At 74.9% G+C, this 18381-nt stretch carries 17 protein-coding genes; 9 read left to right on the top strand and 8 right to left on the bottom strand.

The window, feature by feature from the left end:
• Positions 1–10 precede the first annotated feature (10 nt).
• Genes ACZ6O5_RS01675 through ACZ6O5_RS01660 form a run of 4 tightly spaced genes read left to right on the top strand, consistent with a single transcriptional unit; the run spans position 11 to position 5134 of the window.
• Positions 11–1516 (top strand): pyridoxal phosphate-dependent decarboxylase family protein, encoded by a 1506-nt coding sequence (locus ACZ6O5_RS01675; protein ID WP_465973994.1) that lies wholly within the window; start codon positions 11–13, stop codon positions 1514–1516.
• 8 nt (positions 1517–1524) lie between these two features.
• Positions 1525–2799, top strand: a complete 1275-nt coding sequence (locus tag ACZ6O5_RS01670; RefSeq protein ID WP_465973993.1) for a lysine N(6)-hydroxylase/L-ornithine N(5)-oxygenase family protein — start codon at positions 1525–1527, stop codon at positions 2797–2799.
• Positions 2796–3365 (top strand): GNAT family N-acetyltransferase, encoded by a 570-nt coding sequence (locus ACZ6O5_RS01665; protein WP_465973992.1) that lies wholly within the window; start codon positions 2796–2798, stop codon positions 3363–3365. The genes ACZ6O5_RS01670 and ACZ6O5_RS01665 overlap by 4 nt, the downstream gene beginning before the upstream one ends.
• A complete protein-coding gene (locus tag ACZ6O5_RS01660) occupies positions 3362–5134 on the top strand; it encodes an IucA/IucC family protein (protein WP_465973991.1) in 1773 nt (590 codons plus the stop codon). Before ACZ6O5_RS01665 ends, ACZ6O5_RS01660 begins: the two co-directional genes overlap by 4 nt.
• A 297-nt stretch (positions 5135–5431) precedes the next feature.
• On the opposite strand, the gene ACZ6O5_RS01655 is transcribed toward ACZ6O5_RS01660, so the two are convergent.
• Positions 5432–6046, bottom strand: a complete 615-nt coding sequence (locus ACZ6O5_RS01655; protein WP_465973990.1) for an ATP-binding cassette domain-containing protein — start codon at positions 6044–6046, stop codon at positions 5432–5434.
• A 304-nt stretch (positions 6047–6350) separates the two neighbouring features.
• On the opposite strand from ACZ6O5_RS01655, the gene ACZ6O5_RS01650 reads away from it, so the two are divergent.
• Both ACZ6O5_RS01650 and ACZ6O5_RS01645 read left to right on the top strand, forming a co-directional pair.
• Positions 6351–7271: a nucleotidyltransferase family protein gene (locus ACZ6O5_RS01650; RefSeq protein ID WP_465973989.1), complete on the top strand. Its 921-nt coding sequence runs from the start codon at positions 6351–6353 to the stop codon at positions 7269–7271.
• On the top strand, positions 7264–7671 hold the full coding sequence (locus ACZ6O5_RS01645; protein WP_465973988.1) for a lasso peptide biosynthesis protein: 408 nt from the start codon (positions 7264–7266) through the stop codon (positions 7669–7671). The genes ACZ6O5_RS01650 and ACZ6O5_RS01645 overlap by 8 nt, the downstream gene beginning before the upstream one ends.
• A gap of 6 nt (positions 7672–7677) precedes the next feature.
• On the opposite strand, the gene ACZ6O5_RS01640 is transcribed toward ACZ6O5_RS01645, so the two are convergent.
• From ACZ6O5_RS01640 to ACZ6O5_RS01630, 3 genes are read right to left on the bottom strand one after another with little or no spacing between them, the layout of a single operon-like run.
• On the bottom strand, positions 7678–7959 hold the full coding sequence (locus tag ACZ6O5_RS01640) for a PqqD family protein (protein WP_465973987.1): 282 nt from the start codon (positions 7957–7959) through the stop codon (positions 7678–7680).
• Positions 7956–9089, bottom strand: a complete 1134-nt coding sequence (locus ACZ6O5_RS01635; protein ID WP_465973986.1) for an asparagine synthase-related protein — start codon at positions 9087–9089, stop codon at positions 7956–7958. Before ACZ6O5_RS01635 ends, ACZ6O5_RS01640 begins: the two co-directional genes overlap by 4 nt.
• Positions 9082–9948 carry an ABC transporter permease gene (locus ACZ6O5_RS01630; protein WP_465973985.1) on the bottom strand — a complete coding sequence of 289 codons (867 nt, stop codon included), beginning with the start codon at positions 9946–9948 and terminating at the stop codon, positions 9082–9084. The genes ACZ6O5_RS01635 and ACZ6O5_RS01630 overlap by 8 nt, the downstream gene beginning before the upstream one ends.
• A gap of 491 nt (positions 9949–10439) precedes the next feature.
• On the opposite strand from ACZ6O5_RS01630, the gene ACZ6O5_RS01625 reads away from it, so the two are divergent.
• The 3 genes from ACZ6O5_RS01625 (at position 10440) to ACZ6O5_RS01615 (ending at position 13466) form a co-directional block, all read left to right on the top strand.
• Positions 10440–11456 (top strand): helix-turn-helix transcriptional regulator, encoded by a 1017-nt coding sequence (locus ACZ6O5_RS01625; protein WP_465973984.1) that lies wholly within the window; start codon positions 10440–10442, stop codon positions 11454–11456.
• A complete protein-coding gene (locus ACZ6O5_RS01620; RefSeq protein WP_465973983.1) occupies positions 11453–12421 on the top strand; it encodes an AraC family transcriptional regulator in 969 nt (322 codons plus the stop codon). Before ACZ6O5_RS01625 ends, ACZ6O5_RS01620 begins: the two co-directional genes overlap by 4 nt.
• A 79-nt stretch (positions 12422–12500) precedes the next feature.
• Positions 12501–13466, top strand: coding sequence for an AraC family transcriptional regulator (locus ACZ6O5_RS01615; protein WP_465973982.1), 966 nt, complete (start codon positions 12501–12503; stop codon positions 13464–13466).
• A 4-nt stretch (positions 13467–13470) separates the two neighbouring features.
• On the opposite strand, the gene ACZ6O5_RS01610 is transcribed toward ACZ6O5_RS01615, so the two are convergent.
• Genes ACZ6O5_RS01610 through ACZ6O5_RS01595 form a run of 4 tightly spaced genes read right to left on the bottom strand, consistent with a single transcriptional unit; the run spans position 13471 to position 18316 of the window.
• A complete protein-coding gene (locus ACZ6O5_RS01610; RefSeq protein WP_465973981.1) occupies positions 13471–14376 on the bottom strand; it encodes a siderophore-interacting protein in 906 nt (301 codons plus the stop codon).
• An 18-nt stretch (positions 14377–14394) separates the two neighbouring features.
• The gene (locus tag ACZ6O5_RS01605; protein WP_465973980.1) at positions 14395–16494 is read right to left on the bottom strand and encodes an iron ABC transporter permease; all 2100 of its coding nucleotides are present in this window, start codon (positions 16492–16494) and stop codon (positions 14395–14397) included.
• Between the two features lie 5 nt (positions 16495–16499).
• Positions 16500–17486 carry an ABC transporter substrate-binding protein gene (locus ACZ6O5_RS01600; RefSeq protein WP_465973979.1) on the bottom strand — a complete coding sequence of 329 codons (987 nt, stop codon included), beginning with the start codon at positions 17484–17486 and terminating at the stop codon, positions 16500–16502.
• A 29-nt stretch (positions 17487–17515) separates the two neighbouring features.
• A complete protein-coding gene (locus tag ACZ6O5_RS01595) occupies positions 17516–18316 on the bottom strand; it encodes an ABC transporter ATP-binding protein (RefSeq protein WP_465974318.1) in 801 nt (266 codons plus the stop codon).
• Positions 18317–18381 lie beyond the last annotated feature (65 nt).

Genomic DNA, 18381 nt, shown 5'->3' with positions numbered 1-18381 from the left:
GGGAAGCCGCATGAGTTCGACCGTCAGCGCCGCGCGCGCCCACCTGTTCCACACCGGATCCGTCGAGCGGTACCGGGACGTGCTGACCCGCGGCGTCGAACGGGTCGCCCGCCGGGTCGCCGAAGTGGACCGGCCGGGCACCGGCGTCCGACCCGAGGCGCTCGCGCCGCTGGTCGGCGGCATCGACCTGGACCGGCCGCTGGGCGACACCGACGCCGCCCTGGACGAGTTGCACGACGTCTGGCTACGCGACGCGGTCTGGTTCCACCACCCGCGCTACCTGGCCCACCTGAACTGCCCGGTGGTCATCCCGGCGCTGCTCGGCGAGGCGGTGCTCAGCGCCGTCAACTCCTCGCTGGACACCTGGGACCAGAGCGCCGGCGCGACGCTGATGGAACGCCGGCTGATCGACTGGACGGCCGGCCGGATCGGCCTCGGCGCCACCGCCGACGGCGTGTTCACCAGCGGTGGCACCCAGTCGAACCTCCAGGCGATGCTGCTGGCCCGGGAGGAGGCGTACCGGCGGGAGGTGGGCTCGGCCGCCACCCGGCCGGCCCGGCCGGAGGTGCTGGCCCGGCTGCGCGTCGTCACCTCGGCAGCCGGTCACTTCAGCGTGCAGAAGGCCGCCAAGCTGCTCGGCCTCGCCGCCGACGCGGTGCTCACCGTGCCCACCGACGCCGGCCGCCGGATGCGCACCGACGAGCTGGCCCGCACCATCGACCGCTGCCGGCGCGACGGTCAGGTGGTGATGGCGGTCGTCGCCACCGCCGGCACCACCGACTTCGGCACCATCGACCCGCTGCCGGAGATCGCCGACATCTGCACCGCCGCCGGCGTCTGGCTGCACGTGGACGCCGCGTACGGTTGCGGGTTGCTGGTCTCCCCGACCCGCCGGCACCTGCTCGACGGCATCGAGCGGGCCGCCTCGGTGACCGTCGACTACCACAAGTCGTTCTTCCAGCCGGTCAGCTCCAGCGCGCTGCTGGTCCGCGACGGCCGGACGCTGCGGCACGCCACCTGGCACGCCGACTACCTCAACCCGGCCCGCGCGGCCGAGCAGGGCATCCCGAACCAGGTGGACAAGAGCCTCCAGACCACCCGACGCTTCGACGCGGGCAAGCTCTGGCTGACGCTGCGGATCATGGGACCGGACGCGATCGGCGCGCTGTTCGACCGCGTCGTCGACCTCGCCGCCGACGCCTGGCGGCACCTCGACGCCGACCCCCGCTTCGAGGTGGCGGCCCCCGCCCAGTTGAGCACCGTGGTCTTCCGGTACGTGCCACCCGACGCGCCGCCGCACCTGGTGGACGAGGCGAACCTGCACGCCCGGGAGGCGCTCGCCGCCTCCGGCGCGGCGCTTGTCGCCGGCACGAAGGTGGACGGGGCGCACTGGCTGAAGCTGACGCTGCTCAACCCGGAGACCACCGTGGACGACGTGCTCGCGGTGCGCGACCTGATCGCCGAGCACGCCGCCTGGTACGCCCGCACCGCGGCCACGCTGTCCCCGGTCGGTTGAGGAGCGCCATGTCGACGTACGACTTCATCGCCGTCGGGCTGGGCCCGTACAACCTCGGCCTGGCCTGCCTGACCGCGCCGATCGACGACCTGGACGGGCTGTTCCTGGAGGCCCGCGACGACGTCGACTGGCATCCCGGGATGCTGCTCGAATCGGCCCGGTTGCAGACGCCGTTCCTGGCCGACCTGGTCACGCTCGCGGACCCGACCTCGCCGTACTCGTTCCTGAGCCACCTCAAGGAGACCGGCCGGCTCTACCCGTTCTACATCCGGGAGAGCTTCTTCCCGCTGCGCGCCGAGTACAGCGCCTACTGCCGCTGGGCCGCCGCCAAGCTGGCGAACCTGCGCTTCCGGCACACCGTCACCCGGGTCGAGCACGACGACACCGACGACCGCTACGTGGTGCACGCGGACACGCCGGACGGGCCGGTCACCCACCGGGCCCGGCACCTGGTGCTCGGCACCGGCACCCCGCCGCACCTGCCGCCGGCGTGCGCGGGCCTGGGCGGCGACCTGATCCACACCTCGCGCTACCGGGAACACCGGGCGGCGCTGCGGGCCAAGCGCAGCATCACCGTCGTCGGCAGCGGGCAGAGCGCCGCCGAGATCTACCACGACCTGCTCGGCGACGTCGACACCTACGGCTACCAGCTCAATTGGGTGACCCGCTCGCCGCGGTTCTTCCCCCTCGAATACACCAAGCTGACGCTGGAGATGACGTCACCGGACTACGTGGACTACTTCCACGCGCTGCCGGAGGCCACCCGCTACCGGCTGGAGGCCGCGCAGAAGCCGCTGTTCAAGGGCGTCAACGCCGACCTGATCAACGACATCTACGACACGCTCTACGCCAGGAGCCTGACCGGCCCGGCCCCGACCCGGCTGCTCACCAACACCGAACTGGTCGACGCCGCGTACGCCGACGGGCGCTACCGGCTCGGGCTGCGCCACACCGAGCAGGACCGCACGTTCACGCTGGACACCGAGGGTCTGGTGCTGGCCACCGGCTACCGCCACCGGCTGCCGGACTTCCTCGCGCCGGTGCGCGACCGGCTGCGCTTCGACACGCACGGCCGCCTCGACGTGGCCCGCAACTACAGCGTCGACCGCACCGGGCGGGGCGTGTTCCTCCAGAACGGCGGCACCCACACGCACAGCATCACCTCGCCCGACCTGGGCATGGGCGCGTACCGCAACTCGTGGATCATCCGGGAGCTGACCGGCCGGGAGCACTACCCGATCGAGCAGGCCATCGCGTTCCAGGAGTTCGGGGTGCCCTCATGAGTACCTTCACCCGGATCGACGGGCGACTCGGACTGTTCGCGCTGCGCCCGCTGGACCCGGACGCCGACGCGCCGCTGCTGCACCGCTGGGTCACCCACCCGAAGTCGGCGTTCTGGCTGATGCAGGACGCCGACGAGGCCGGCGTCGCCGAGGAGTACCGGCGGATCGCCGCCCACCCGCACCACCACGCGTACCTCGGATCCTGGCGCGGCCGGCCCGCGTTCCTGGCCGAACGCTACGACCCGGCCCGGGTGGAACTGGTCGGCCTCTACCCGCCGGAGCCCGGTGACGTCGGCATGCACTTCCTCTGCGCGCCCACCGACACGCCCACGCAGGGCTTCACCCGCGCCGTCATCACCACGGTCCTGGCGTGGCTCTTCGCCGACCCGGCCACCCGCCGGGTGGTGGTGGAGCCGGACGTGCGCAACCACGCCGTGCACGCGCTCAACGCCGCCGTCGGCTTCAGCGTCGTCGGCGAGATCCGCAAACCGGAGAAGGACGCGCTGCTCAGCGTCGTCACCCGGGACCAGTTCCGCGACGCCACCGAAGGAGACCAGCCGGCGTGAACCCCATCGCATCCGTCGACCACCTGACCCCCGAGGCGTGGGCGACCGCCAACCGGCTGCTGGTCCGCAAGGCGCTCGCCGAGTTCGCCCACGAACGCCTGATCACCCCCGAACCGGCCGGCGACGGGTGGTGGCTGGTGCGCGGCGACGCGGTGGAGTACCGCTTCGCGGCGCAGCGCCTCGCGCTCGACCACTGGCACATCGACGCGGCCAGCATCACGCGGCACCGCGACGGCCGGGAACTGCCGCCCGACGCGGTCGACCTCTGCCTGGAGCTGCGCGGCCAGCTCGGCCTCACCGACGCGGTCCTGCCGGTCTACCTGGAGGAGATCACCTCCACCCTCGCGGGCGCCGCGTACAAGCTGGGCAAGCCGGCGGTCACCGCCGCCGAGCTGGCCGCCGCCGACTTCCAGGGAGTCGAGACCGGCATGACCGAGGGACACCCGTGCTTCGTGGCCAACAACGGCCGGCTCGGCTTCGGCATCCACGAGCATCACCGGTACGCCCCGGAGGCCGCCGCCCCCCTCCGGCTGCTCTGGCTCGCCGCGCACCGCGACCACACCACGTTCACCAGCGCCGACGACCTGGACTACGGCACGCTGGTCCGGGCCGAGCTGGGCGCGGAGACGCTCGCCCGATTCGCCGCCACGCTGGCCGGGCTCGGCCTCGACCCGGCCGACTACCTGCTCGTCCCGGTGCACCCGTGGCAGTGGTGGCACAAGCTCGCTGTCACGTTCGCCGGTGAGGTCGCCGCGCGCCGGCTGGTCTGCCTCGGCGAAGGGCCCGACGAGCACCTGGCCCAGCAGTCCGTCCGCACGTTCTTCAACGTCACCGACCCGACCAAGCACTACGTCAAGACCGCGCTGTCGGTGCTGAACGTGGGCTTCATGCGCGGGCTGTCCGCCGCGTACATGGAGGCCACGCCGGCCATCAACGACTGGCTGGCCGCGCTGGTCGCCGACGACCCGGTGTTCACCCGCGCCGGGCTGACCATCCTGCGGGAGCGGGCCGCGATCGGCTACCGGCACCGGCAGTACGAGGCGGCGACCGCGCCCGGGTCGCCGTACCGGAAGATGCTGGCCGCGCTCTGGCGGGAGAGCCCGGTGCCCGGTCTGGCGCCGGGCCGGCGCCTGGCCACCATGGCGTCGCTGCTGCACGCCGACCGGGACGGCCGTCCGTTGGCCGGCGCGCTGATCGCGGCCTCCGGCCTGACGCCGGCCGACTGGCTGCGCCGCTACCTGGACGCCTACCTGGTGCCGCTGCTGCACAGCCTCTACGCCTACGACCTGGCGTTCATGCCGCACGGCGAGAACGTCATCCTGGTGCTGCACGGCGGCATCGTGGAGCGGGTGGTGTTCAAGGACATCGCCGAGGAGATCGTGGTCATGGACCCGGACGCCGACCTGCCGGAGCGGGTCCGCCGGGTACGGGCCGCGGTGCCGGAGGACGAGAAGGTCCTGGCCATCTTCACCGACGTGTTCGACTGCTTCCTGCGGCACCTCAGCGCCACCCTGCACACCACCGGCGTGCTCGACCAGGACGACTTCTGGCGCACCGTCGCCGAGTGCGCCAGCGGTTACGCCGACACGGTGCCGCACCTGGCCGAGCGGATGCGGCGGCACGACCTGTTCGCGCCGGAGTTCCCGCTGTCCTGCCTCAACCGGCTCCAGCTCCGGAACAACCAGCAGATGGTGGACCTGACCGACCCGTCCGCCGCGCTCCAGTTCGCCGGCACGCTGCCCAACCCGATCGCCCGCTTCGCGGGGTAGGGCCGTCAGTCCGGGAAACGGACCGTGAGACCACCACGCCGGTACGGGCCCGGCGAGCTGGCCGCCCTGTTCGGCGGGTCGCGTCAGCGGGTCCTCCAGATCACCCGCCGGCCCGGGTTCCCCGAGCCGCTCGCCCGGGCTGGTCGGCACGAACGTCTGGGACGCGGACGAGGTGGACGAGTGGGCCCGGCACCACCGCCCGCCCCGCCCTACAGACGGCGACGAGCACCACCGGCGCTGCGGTGCGGAATCGGCGACGCCGCATGCCACACACCTCCCCCACGAGGGCAGGGCTGGTCAGCGGTGGATCGGCATGGCCAGGGTCCGGTCGCAGTGGGACCGGTCCTCGGGCAGGTGCGAGGCGAGCACGACCGTCGACTCCGGACGGCGGTCCAGCGCGGCCCAGAACAGGGTCCGCGCCTGCGCGTCGAGGGACCGGCCGGGTTCGTCCAGCAGGATGACCGGCGGGTCGCCGAGCAGGGCGCGGGCGACGCTGACCCGGGACCGCATCCCGGCCGAGCAGCGGTTCGCCGGCTGCCGGGCGTACGCGGTGATGGCGAACTCCTCCTCGACCCGGGCGACCGCCTCGGCGGCGCGACGGGCGGGCAGGCGCATCCGGGCCACCAGCATCAGGTTGTCGTGTGCGGAGAGCCCGCCGCAGAGCGTCTGCTCCGGGGCGAGCGCGACGCCGACCAGGTGACGGGCCGCACGCGAGCCGACCGGGTGACCGGCGACGGTGGCCCGCCCCCGGCTCAGCGTGAGGACACCGGCCAGACAGCGCAGCAGCGTGGTCTTGCCGGCGCCGTTGCCGCCAGCGAGGAGCAGGCGTACGCCGGCCGGCACCTCCAGGTCGAGGCCCGAGAACGCCGAGCGTGGCCCGAAGGCGCGCCCGGCACCGTCCAGTTGCAGCATGACCCGCCGATCGTAGCGAGCCGGGGCCGTGTCGGGCCGGCGAACGAGTCGCTCGCCGGAACCCGGCGACACGACCGGTACGAAAACCGCACAGGACAGGACGGATAACGACGACCCGAAGCACCAGAGGTTCTCCAGGTCGAGGACGAGTGCACTATCGAAACCAGCCTTCGGCATCGACGAAGACGAATCAACCTCGGAAGGCGGGTGCGATGTCACCGTTCTCCCGGATCCGCGACCGGGTCGTTCCCGTCGCCACCCGGCCGCTTCAGGGCGCTGCGCCCGTGTCCGTCGGGGCGCGGTGGTGACCGCCGGCCTCGCGGTGCGCTGCCTGGCCCTGGACGCCCTCGCGGTAGCCACCAGCGACCTGCTGCGCCGGCACGGCGTCGACTGCCTGCTGCTCAAGGGCGCCGGCCTGGCCCGCCGGCTCGGCGTCGACCGGGTCTACGGCGACGTGGACCTGCTCGTCGCGCCGGAGACCGTGCCCGCCGTGCGGGACGCCCTGCACGCCGCCGGCTACCGCCCGACGCTGCCGCCCGAACCGTACGACGTCGCGGCGTCCTGGCACGAACAGCCCTTCACCGCTCCCGGCGCGCTGCCGCTGACCGTGGACCTGCACCGCGGCTTCGCCGGCGTGGGCGACCCGGACGCGCTGTGGCGGTCGCTGCACGACCCGGCGGAACCGCTCGACCTGGCCGGCGGACGGGTCCTCGTCCCCGACGAGGCCGGGACCGCGCTGCTGGCCGCGCTGCACGCCGCCTGCCCGGGAGCCAGCGACAAACCCGCGCTCGACCTGGACCGCGCGCTGGCGGTGCTGCCGCCGTCCGCCTGGGTCGGGGCCGGTCGACTGGCCACCCGCTGCGACGCCGTCCCGGCGTTCACCGTCGGACTGCGACTGCGGCCGGCCGGCGCGGTGGTCGCCGACCGGCTCGGTCTGTCCGCCGCGGCCGAACCGGCGTCGATGTGGCTCGCCGCCCGACGCGCCACCCCCACCGCTGTCGGGCTGGCCGGCGCGGTGGAACTGCCCGGCCCGTGGCTCCGCCGGCTGCGCCTGCTCACCCGGCTGGCGCTGCCGCCGCCGGCGTACCTCCGGCAGGCCGACCCGGCGGCGCGCGGCGGGTGGTGGCGCCTGCTGCGGGCGTACGCCCGCCGGGCCTGGCGGCATGTCCGATGGCTGCCCCGGGGGGTGCGGGAACTGCGGACCGCGCGGCGGCGTCATGGCTGACCCGGTACGCGCGCTGCGCGCCCTGGCCCGGGTGACGCGCCGGCACGGGCCGCTCGGCCTGGCGCTGGTGGCGTGGACGCTGCTGGCCTGCCGACGGGTGCGCCGGCAGCTCGCCCGTGGCGGGCTGGGCGCGGTGCGCCTGCCCGCGCCGCCGCCCGGCGGCACCGACGCGCTGGTCCGGCAGGCACTGCGACGCGGCGGCGGCAACTGCCTGGAGAGCGCGCTGGTGCGCCAGCGTTTCCTGGCCCGGCGGCGGGTGCTGCGGACCGTGGTGATCGGGGTCAGCGCGCCGGGCGCCGGCTTCCACGCGCACGCCTGGCTGGACGGCGACCCCGACCCGCACCGGCACGAGCTGGCGGAGATCCTGCGCCGGCCCGTGCCGCCCGCCTGGCTGCCCTGACCGGGGTCAGACCCGTTCGAGCAGCCCGGCGGCCTCCAGGTCGGCCAGGAACGAGCGCACGTCGGCGACCGCCCGCTCCCGCTCGACCTCGGCCTGGCCGACCAGCACCTCGGCCAGTTGGGCGGTGGAGGCGCCGGCCACCAGGTACGGCCACAGCGCGGTGGCGGCGCGGTCCAGCGCGAAGTAGACGGACTGCCCGACGTCCAGCAGCACCGTCTCGTCGCCGTTGGTCCGCCACGCCACCCGGTCGCCGCGGACCCGGTACAACACGGACGGTTCACCTGTCATCTCGGCGCCTCCAGATCGGGTCGTCCCTCGGTGGCCGACAGGCCGGCCAGCCACACCTGCTGCACCAGCGCCGCGGTGCGTGCGTCGAACCGCCAGCGCGACCACTCCCGCCGCAGTGCCGCCACGTCGACGAGCGAGTCGTCGACACCGCTGCCGTCCCAGGCGCGTACCAGCTCGCGGGTGGCTGCCCGCAGGAACACCTCGTCGAGGGTGGCCTTTCGGCGCGGCGTGATGATCACCGGGGGCAGCTCGGCATCGGCGATCGCCGCGAGCAGTTCCTGACGCGACGGGGACCGCAGCCGACCGTGGCGGGCGGCCAGCGCGGCGGCGAACCGCTCGTCCAGCAGCGGCGTCACGGCCAGCACGTCGTGGTCGGCCGCGATCGCGGCCAGGCCGACCCGGCTCATGGTGAGGTCCCGGCGGCGCAGGTGCCAGGCGATCCGGGCGGCCAGCGGGTGCGGCTCGGCGCGCTGCTCGGCGGCGAACGCGCGGCGCGCCTGCCGGGCCGCCTCCGGGCGCAGCCAGGGCAGCGGATCCGGCGGTCGGCGTCGCAGCCCGCCCCGGAGCCGGCTGAGCCGCGCCCGCAGCGAGGCCGGACGCCGCCGCCAGCCGGCGAGGATCGGGGTGCCGCCGACGCCGGTGAGCAGCGCGCCGCCGCGGGCCAGCTCCACGATCGGCAGGTGCAGGTGCCGATCCGGCGGGTGCACCTGGCCGTACCGGGTCAGCAGCCGCCGGGCGACCGGCCCGACCAGGTCCAGGTCGTCCCCGGCCTGGAGGATCTGCCACTGCCGGGTCAGGTCCAGCTCCGCGATGATCTTGGCTTGCCAGGGCGACTCCTGCGCGCGGGGCGCGTCGGTGAACCGCCAGGTGACCGGCACCGGGTCGGGCAGCCCCTCGCGCCGCGCCACCCGGGCGGCGACGGCCAGCACCAGCGAGGAGTCCAGTCCGCCGGAGAAGCTGACCAGGCAGGGCGGCCGGCGCAGCGCCGGCAGCACGGCCCGTTCCAGGGCCACCAGCGGCGGCGGCGCCGGACCGGACCGGGCAGCCGGCGTGGGCGCGGCCGGGGACAGGCCCAGCACGACGCCGTACGCCACGTCACGGGCGGTGGGGCGCGGGATCAGGTCAGTCACGGGTGAGCACCCCTCTGCGCCGGGCCAGCCGCAGCGCACGGTCGAAGATCCAGGCGGCGAGCGGCAGCAGCACCGAGGCGGCGACGGCCAGCGTCCCGGCGGCCCGGCCCCAGTCGCCGCCGGCGAGCGCGGCCCGCAGCCCGTCCAGGGCGACCCGGGTGGGCAGCACCGCGCACACCGGGTGCAGGGCGCCCGGCAGCGCCGAGATCGGGAAGTAGGTACCGGACAGGAACGACAGCGCCACCACCAGCAGCCGGGCCGCCGGGTCGCCGTACCCGACCGCCACGGTGAGGCCCATCAGCGCCATTCCGAACGGCAGCGCGCCCAGCACGGCGAGCACCAGCATCACCACCGCCCCGGGCCAGGACGTGTCGGCGACGCGCAGGCCCAGGACGCCGGCCAGCAGGACCAGGTAGAGGCCGGCGCGCAGCAGCGCGAACGCGAACGGGTACGCCACCAGCCCCAGCGCCAGCGACCAGCCCGGCACCGGCTGCGCCGCCCACAGCTCCAGCATCCCGTCCCGCTGCTCGGCGGCCACCCGCGTGACCACCTGCACGATCGCGGACTGGAGCACCAGCAGGAACACGATGCCCACCGCGACGAAGTCGAAGTAGCCGCCGGGGCCGGTGAAGCCGGCGCCCGGGTGCAGGACGAGCACCCGGGAGACGAACAGGAACACCAGCAGGTTCAGCACGCCGAACACCAGGTCCAGCAGGAACGGCACGCGCAGTCCGCGGCGCTCGGTGAGGTCCCGGCGCAGCAGCGCCGTCACCGCGCGGCCGGCGACCCGCCACCGGGACGGCACGCCGCGGGCAGCCGGAGTCCCTGGTCCGGCAACCGCCGCCTCGACGCTCCTCATCCGCACCTCCCCCGAGGCGAACCGCCGAGCCGGACGCGGCTACGGCGACTGCGGGACCGGCCGACCGGGGTCGGCATCGTCGCCTGACTCCGATCGGCCGGCCGTCTGTGCCGGGCCCGACAAGCGGCTCGGACAGGCCAGACGGTAGAGCCGGACGACCGTACCGGCCGGGACGTCCGAGCAGTCAGCTACCTGACAATTTCGCCCGACGCGTCGCGTAACCAGATGGCCGCTTTCTTCCCTCGCCGTCCGGTCCCGGCCGACGAGAAAAGTGGGGGCCGGGGTGATTTGTTACCGACCGGTGAAGCGTGCCGGCGCATCGCGTCGCGCCGGTGTTCGCGAAACGACCACTCGAATGCGGAAAGTGGATCGGCTGTTTTATCCGGCGTGTCGCGCCCGCACCGGCCGTCCGTATCGAACCGTTGCCGCCCGGCAAGTGGCCCGTTCATCCAGGAGAACGCGCCCCGGACCGGTTCACCCGGAGGTAACTCATGACCGTGCGGTGGACGGGCCGTCCCGCGCAGCAGGAATCGATCAGCCACGACGTGGTGGAGACGGACGACCCCGAGCACGCCCACCACCTCATCGCACGCCGGTACGGCGACCACCGGGCCCGGGTCTCCGGACCCCGCGACCGCTTCCGCTACCGGCTGCGCCGGCTCCGGGCCGACGAGCTGGAGATCGACACTCTGCTGTACACCATGATCACGCGCGCCGAAACGCCCCCCTATCCCGGCTTCGCCGCCGTGACGGTGGCGCACGGGCGCTCCGGCCTGCACACCCGGGGCGAGGAGCTACGCCTGGTCCCGGGCACGACCGGCCGCTATCCGAACGCTCCCGCCACCCTGCTCTCCGACGACCTGGCGGCCTCCGTCGTCCGGCTGCCGATGCCCCGGATCGCGACGGTCGCCGCCACCCGCACCGGCCTGCCCGCCGCCGCGTTCCGCTTCACCGCGCTCGCGCCGCTCTCCCCCACCATGGCGGTCCTGTGGCGCTCGACCGCGGCGTACCTCCGGCAGCAGCTCACCGACGACGCCATGGTGGCCAGCCCGCTGACCCGGGCCAGCCTGGTGGACCTGGCCGCCGCCACCGCGCTGTCGGTGTTCCCGAACACCACCATGACGGTGTCCTACCTGCCCGCCCCGCCGGCCGTCCGCCCGGCGTCGGTGCGCCGGGCCGCCGAGTTCATCGAGGCCCACGCCGCGCGTCCGCTGACCCTGGCGCAGATCGCGGCAGCCTGCGACGTCGGCCCTCGCGCGTTGCAGGTCGCGTTCCGGAAGCACCACGGGCAGAGCCCGATGGCGTTCCTGCGCGCGGTCCGGCTCCGCCGGGCACACCGGGACCTGACGCAGGCCCGACCGGGACAGACCGTGGCCGGCACCGCCCGCGACTGGGGCTGGGCCCACCCCGGGCGGTTCGCGAGCGCGTACCGCGAGACGTACGGCTGCCAGCCCGGCGACACGCTGCGCGCGGCGGGAGTGACCACGCCGACGGAGCCGGATCGGTGACGGACGACCGCCCGGCACGGCGGTTCGAGCTGTCCACCCGGGACCCGGACGTCGCCCGCCTGGCCATCGTCGAGGCGTGCGGCGAACACCGGCCGCACTTCCGGGGCACCCGACGCGACTTCCACTTCGCGTGGCGAGGGGTGCGGGCCGGGCCACTCGGCCTCACCCGGGCCGCGCACTCCATGGACGCCCGGGCGGAGCTCGGACCGTACCCGGACTTCCTGGCCGTGCACGTGGCCCGGGGCCGGTTCCGGTTCGTCGACGGCGATGACGAGCTGCTGGTTCCCGCGGGTGGAATCGGCCGGTATCCGCTGCGCCGGTCGGTGCTGTACTGGACCGACTCGGTGGCCACCACGGTCCGGCTGCCGATGGACCTGGTGGCGCGCGTCGCGGCCACCCGGGCGGAAGCGGCCCCGCACACGTTCCGCTTCCTCGGCCTCGCGCCGGTGTCGCCGGCCGCGGCCCGGTCCTGGGCGCACCTGTCCGCGTTCCTGTACCGGATGGCCGCCATCGGCGACGACGGCCTCGACCAGCCGCTGATCCAGGCGTCGCTGGCCGACCTGACCGCGGCCACCGCGCTCACCGTCTTCCCGAACACCACCATGACCAGCAGTTACGTGCCGCAGCCCCGCCGGGTCGCGCCCTCGGTCGTCCGGCGGGCGCAGGCGTACCTGGACGAGCACGCCGCCGAGCCGGTCACCGTGGCCCAGGTCGCCGCCGCCTGCGGCGTCGGACCGCGCGGACTCCAGGCCGCCTTCCAGCGGCACCTCGGCTACAGCCCGCTCACCTACCTCCGCCGGGTCCGCCTCGCCCGCGTCCACCGAGAGCTACTCGCCGCCGACCCGGCGGGCGGCGAGACGGTGGCCGGCATCGCCCGCCGCTGGGGCTGGACCAGCCCCGGCCGCTTCGCCGCCGCCTACCGCGACGCGTACGGCCGGCCGCCGCACGAGACGCTGCGCGAGTGACGCCGACGATCCGTTGCGGATCGAGGGCTCACGCGTTCATACCGGGAGGAGTTCCCGACCGGACGGAGGCACGGCCCCGATGACGACCGGAGCGGGCACCGAGGTGTACCGACACGAGCTGGTGACCCGGGACCCGGACGTCGCCCACCACGCCATCGCCCAGGCGTACGCCGAACACCGGCCCCGGTTCGCCGGCTCCCGGCAGGGCTTCCGCTTCGCGCTGCGCACCACGCAGGCCGGGTCGCTCGGACTGGACCGGATCGTGCACTCGATGGACGCGCGGGCACACACCGGACCGTACCCCGATTTCATGACCGTGCACGTGCTGCGCGGCCGGTTCCGGTTCGCCGACGGCGACGAGGAACTGCTGGCCCCGACCGGTACGGTCGCCCGCTATCCGCTGCGCCCGTCGGTGCTGGGCTGGACGGACGTGGTCGGCACCATGATCCGGCTGCCGCACGAGCGGGTGGCACAGGTCGCGGCGACCCGGACGGAGAGCACGGCGGCCGACTTCCGGTTCCTCGGCCTCGCGCCGGTGTCGGCGGAGAAGTCCCGGGGCTGGGCGCAGCTCTCGGCGTACCTGCACGGGTTGAGCGACGACGCGCTCGCCCAGCCGATCCTGCGGGCGTCGCTCGCCGACCTGGCGGCGGCCACCGCGCTCACCGTGTTCCCGAACACCACCATGACCGCCGGCTACCTGCCGCAACCGCGCCGGGTGACACCGGCCGTGGTGCGGCGGGCCCGGGCCTGGCTGGACGAGCACGCCGCCGAGCCGGTCACCGTGGCCCAGGTCGCCGCCGCCTGCGGCGTCGGAGCGCGCGGGTTGCAGGCCGCGTTCCAGCGGCACGACGGCCGGAGCCCGACCGCCTACCTGCGCCGGGTCCGGCTGGAGCGGGCGCACCGGGACCTGCTCGCCGCCGAGCCGGGCGGCGACGAGACGGTCGCCGGCATCGCCCGCCGCTGGGGCTGGACCAGCCCCGGCCGGTTCGCCGCCGCCTACCGCGACGCGTACGGCCGGCCGCCGCACGAGACGCTGCGCGGGTGAGCGGTCAGCTCTCGGCGCGACCGGCCCGCCAGTAGCCCATGAACGCCACCGCCCGACGGTCGAGCCCACGGTCGGTGACCAGGTGCCGGCGCAGGCCCCGGATCACCGCCGCCTCGCCGGCCAGCCAGGCGTAGAGCGTGGCGTCGGCCGGCCGCTCCGGCACCTCCCAGAGGACCTCCCGGTCGACGTCCACCTCGGCCGGCGGCGGGCCGGCCGGTGACCCGGTCGGCCGCGGCAACAGCCGGGCGGCGAGGGCGGTCACCGCCTCGGTGAGCCGGCTGCCGTGCGGGGCGCCGCCCCGGGGCAGCCAGGTCACCGTCACGCCGGCCGGGACACGACACGGCAGTTCGTCCCCCTCCGTCGGCACCTCCACCACGGCGTGGCCGTGCGCGTCGGCCGGCAGCCGGTCCAGGATCGCGCAGATCGCCGGCGCGGCGGTCTCGTCGCCGGCCAGCAGCAGCGTGGCACCGGCCGGCGACCGGAACTCGACGCCGCCGTGCCCGCCCGGCCAGCCGGCGTCCGGGCCGACAAGCGCGAGCCGGTCACCGAGGCGGGCGCGGCGGGCCCACCGGGTGGCCGGGCCGCCGTCGCCGTGCAGCGCCACGTCCACGTCGATCTCGTACGCCGCCGGCCGGGCCGCCCGGACCGTGTAGGTGCGGATCGGGCTGCGTTCCTCCGCCGGCAGGTCCCGCCACCGCTGGTACCAGTCCGGTCCGTCGGGCAGTTCCGCCGCGCCGCCGTCCACCAGCGGCAGCGCCAGCTTGATCCGCTGGTCGTAGCCGTTGTCGGCGAACCGGTCCAGATCCGGGCCGGTGAACGTGACGCGCAGGAACGACGGGCCGAGCCGGCGCAGCGCGCGGACCTCGACGGTGAACACGCGCCACGGCGCGGCGGCCAGGGTGCTGGTCATGGTGACTTCCTCTCGGGCTCAGCGGACGCCGGCGGCGGCGCGGGAGCGCCACAGCAGCCAGACGAAGTAGGGGGTGCCGATCAGCGCGGTGACCAGGCCGGCGGGCACCTGCGCCGGGGCGATGACGGTGCGGCCGAGCGTGTCGGCGAGGCTGACCAGCGTGGCGCCGAGCAGCACCGCCACCGGCAGCACGCGGGTGTGCCGGCCACCGACCAGCGCCCGCGCGGCGTGCGGCGCGACCAGCCCGACGAAGCCGATCACGCCGACCGCCGACACGGCGGTGGCGGTGAGCAGCGCGGCCAGGCCGAGCGCGACCAGCCGGGCGCGTTCCAGCCGGACGCCGAGCACCCGGGGCGTGTCGTCGTCGAGCGCCAGCAGGTCAAGTTCCCGGCGTACCGCCGCCACCACCGGGACGGCGACCAGCAGCGCCAGCGCCACCGGCAGCACCTGCGGTGCGGTCCGCCCGTAGGTGGAGCCGGACAGCCAGGTCAGCGCCTTGCCGGTGTTCCACGGGTCGGAGGAGACCACGATGAACGTGATGACCGCGGCGCCGCCCTGCCAGACCGCGAAGCCGATCAGGACGAGCCGGTCGGAGTTCAGCCCGCGCCGCCGCGCCAGCCCGTAGACCAGCGCGAAGGCGGCCACCGCGCCGAGCCCGGCCGCGCCGGAGAGCATGAGCACGCCGGCCGCCGGGGCGAACGTCAGCAGCGCCACCGCGCCGATCCCCGCGCCGCCGGTGATGCCGAGGATGCCCGGCTCCGCGAGGGGGTTGCGGCAGACCGCCTGCACGGTGGTGCCGGCCAGGGCGAGGGCCGCGCCGGCCAGCAGCGCCGCCGCGACGCGCGGCCAGCGGGCGTCCAGCACGAAGGTGTACGCCGGCCCGGTGCGCCCCTGGAGCCAGTTGACGATGTCGCCGAGCAGCACCCACGTGTCCCCGGCGAGCATGCCCACCACCAGCGCCGCGACGACCGCGCTCGCGCAGACCGCGACGACCGAGGTGTGCACGGCACGGGAGCGGACGGCGGCGTGGCCGCCCGGGGGTTGCCGGGTGGGTCCGGCGTCGCGGTGCCGGCGGGCCAGCCAGACCAGCAGCACCGCGCCGAACAGCGTGGTGACCACGCCGGTGGGCACCTCCACCCCGGCCTGCCCGCCGAGCACGGCCCGCAGCAGCACGTCGGAGCCGAGCACGATGATCACGCCGACCAGGCCGGCCAGTGGCAGCAGCACCCGGTGCCGGTGCACCTCGGGCACCCACCGGCCGAGCAGCCGGACGATCACCGGCGCGCCGAGCCCGACGAAGCCGATCGGGCCGGCGAGCGTGACCGCCGCGGCGGAGAGCAGCACCGCGAGCAGCACCACGACGAGCCGGGTCCGACGCACGTCCAGCCCGAGCACGGTGGCGGTGTCGTCACCGAGGGCCAGCAGGTCCAGCCGGTGCCCGAGCGCGACCAACAGCAGCGCGGCGAGCACGATCACCGGGCCGAGCTGGGTGACCGCCACCAGGTCGCCCTGCACGAGCGAGCCGTTGCCCCAGGCGAACAGCCCGATGGTGGCCTGCTCGAACAGCAGCAGGAGCAGCGTGGTGAGCGAGGCGAGCGCCATCGCGGTGGCCGAGCCGGCGAGGATCAGCCGAGTGGTGGCGGCCTGACCGCCGGCCGACAGCAGCATCACCAGCGCGGCGGCGGCCAGCCCGCCGCAGAACGCCAGTCCGCCGGCGGGCAGCGCCGGCAGCGCGATGCCGAACGCGGCGGTGGTCACGATCGCCAGGTGGGCGCCGGCGTTCACGGCGAGCGTGTCCGGCGAGGCGAGCGGGTTGCGGGTGGTGGACTGGAGCGCCGCGCCGGCGAACCCGAGCGCCACGCCGACCGCCAGGCCGGTGAGCAGGCGCGGCAGCCGGGAGGCGACGAGCACCCGGGCGGTCTCGTCGTCCGCGCCGGTGAGCAGCCGGAGCAGGTCGAGCGCGCCCACCGACGACGTGCCCTGGGTGAGGTGCACCGCGGTGACCGCGACCAGCAGCGCGGCGGCGAGCAGGAACGCGCCGGCGACCCGGCGGCGGGCCGGTGGCGGCCCGACCGGGGCCGGCCGGGTGGCCGGCTCCGGTACGGCGGTGGCGATCATCGGGCTCAGGCCGTGTAGACGGCGACGAGCTGGTCGACGTACTGCTTCGCGGACAGGGTGCCGCCGAACGTCCAGACGCCGTCCGGCATCTTGTGCAGCTTGTTCTGCTGCACGAACGGCAGGGAGCGCCAGATCGCGTTGCCGGCGAGGCCGTCGGCGAAGACGTCCTGACCGTCCGAGGCGTTGTAGAAGAAGTGCAGGTCCTGTCCCTTGAGGACGCCGAGCCCCTCGACGTCGGTCTGGCCCAGGCCCCACATGGCGTCGGTCTTGCCGGTCCAGGCGTTCTTGAGGCCGAGCTGGATGCCGAGCTGGGAGACGAGCGCGCCCTGACCGAACATCCGGATGGAGACCGTGCTGCCCTCCTTCCAGCCGTCGGCGAAGGCGAACTGCCGGCCGGCCGCGCCGGCGTCGGCGATCTTCTTCCGCCCCTCGGCGAGCGTGGCGTCGAAGTCGGCGAGCAGCTTCTCGGCCTGCGCGGTGCGTCCGGTGGCGGTGGCGATCATGGTGAGGTCGGACCGCATCCGGGCGAGGTTGTCGGCGGCGTCGCTGCCCTTGGTGACCAGCACCGGGACGTACTTCTCCAGTTGGGTGACGATCGCGGCGCCGCGCTCGGCCTCCATCACCACCAGATCCGGCTGGAGCGCCACGATGGCGTCGACGCTCGGCTCGCCCCGGGTGCCGACGTCCTTGACGCCCGGGTCGAGCGGGGCGGCGGTGACCCAGGTGGCGTACCCCTTGGGGTCGGCCACGCCGACCGGCATCACGCCGAGGCCGACGAGCATCTCCACCTCGCCCCACTCCAGGCCGACCACCTTGGCGGCCGGGTTCTTCAGCGTGATCGCCTTGCCGCGGCTGTCGGTGACGGTGACCGGGCCGGTGGCGGTGGTGTCGGAGGGGGACGGCGCGGCGGCCGGCGTCTCGGTGGTGCCGCAGCCGGCGATCAGCAGCGCGGTCGCGGCGGCGGCCAGCAGGGTCAGACGGGTACGCAACATGGGTTTCTCTTCTGTCGTCAGGACGTGGATCAGCGGACGTTGTGCCGGCCGACGGGACGGGTGGAGAGCAGGCCGGTGACCGGGTCGGCGGTCACCTCGACGCGGATGCCGTACGCGTCGGTGAGCGCCGCCTCGGTGAACACCTCGCGCGGGGTCCCGGTGCCGCGCACCCGACCCTCGTGCAGCAGCACGACGTGGTCGGCGACGGCGGCGGCCTGGTTGAGGTCGTGCAGCACCACGCCGACGGCCACGCCGGCGGTGTCGGCGAGGTCGCGCACCAGGTCGAGGATCTCCACCTGGTAGCGCAGGTCGAGGAACGTGGTCGGCTCGTCCAGCAGCAGCACGGCGGTGTCCTGGGCCAGGCAGGTGGCCAGCCAGACCCGCTGGAGTTCACCGCCGGACAACGCGTCGACGGGTCGGGCGGCCATGGCGGCCAGGCCGGTCACCGTCATGGCCCGGTCGATCGCGGCCGGGCCGTCCGGGTCGTCGGCCCGCCACCGCTGCCGGTAGGGGTGCCGGCCGTAGCCGACCACGTCCCGGACGGTGACGCCGCTCGGGGTGGGGCGGCTCTGCGCCAGCAGCGTGACCCGGCGGGCGAAGTCGCGCGCCGACAGCGCCCGGGCCGGGGTGTCGTCGGCGAGCACGATCTCGCCGTGCTGGAGCGGGTGCAGCCGGGCCAGCCCGCGCAGCAGCGTGGACTTGCCGCTGCCGTTCGGCCCGACCAACGCGGTCACCGCCGCCGGGCGCAGCGTGATGGCCGCGTCGTGCACCACGGTGGTGCCGTGGTAACCCAGGCGCAGCTCACTGCCCCGCAGGCCGTCGGCCCGCATCGTTCCGCTCGTCACGAAGGTTAGGCTAACCTAACCCACGATCATCCTGTCAAGCCGGTCCCGAC

Source organism: Micromonospora sp. NPDC049201, from assembly GCF_055586805.1.
Note: the sequence above shows the minus strand (reverse complement) of the source record. Positions and strands in the feature narration are given on the sequence as shown.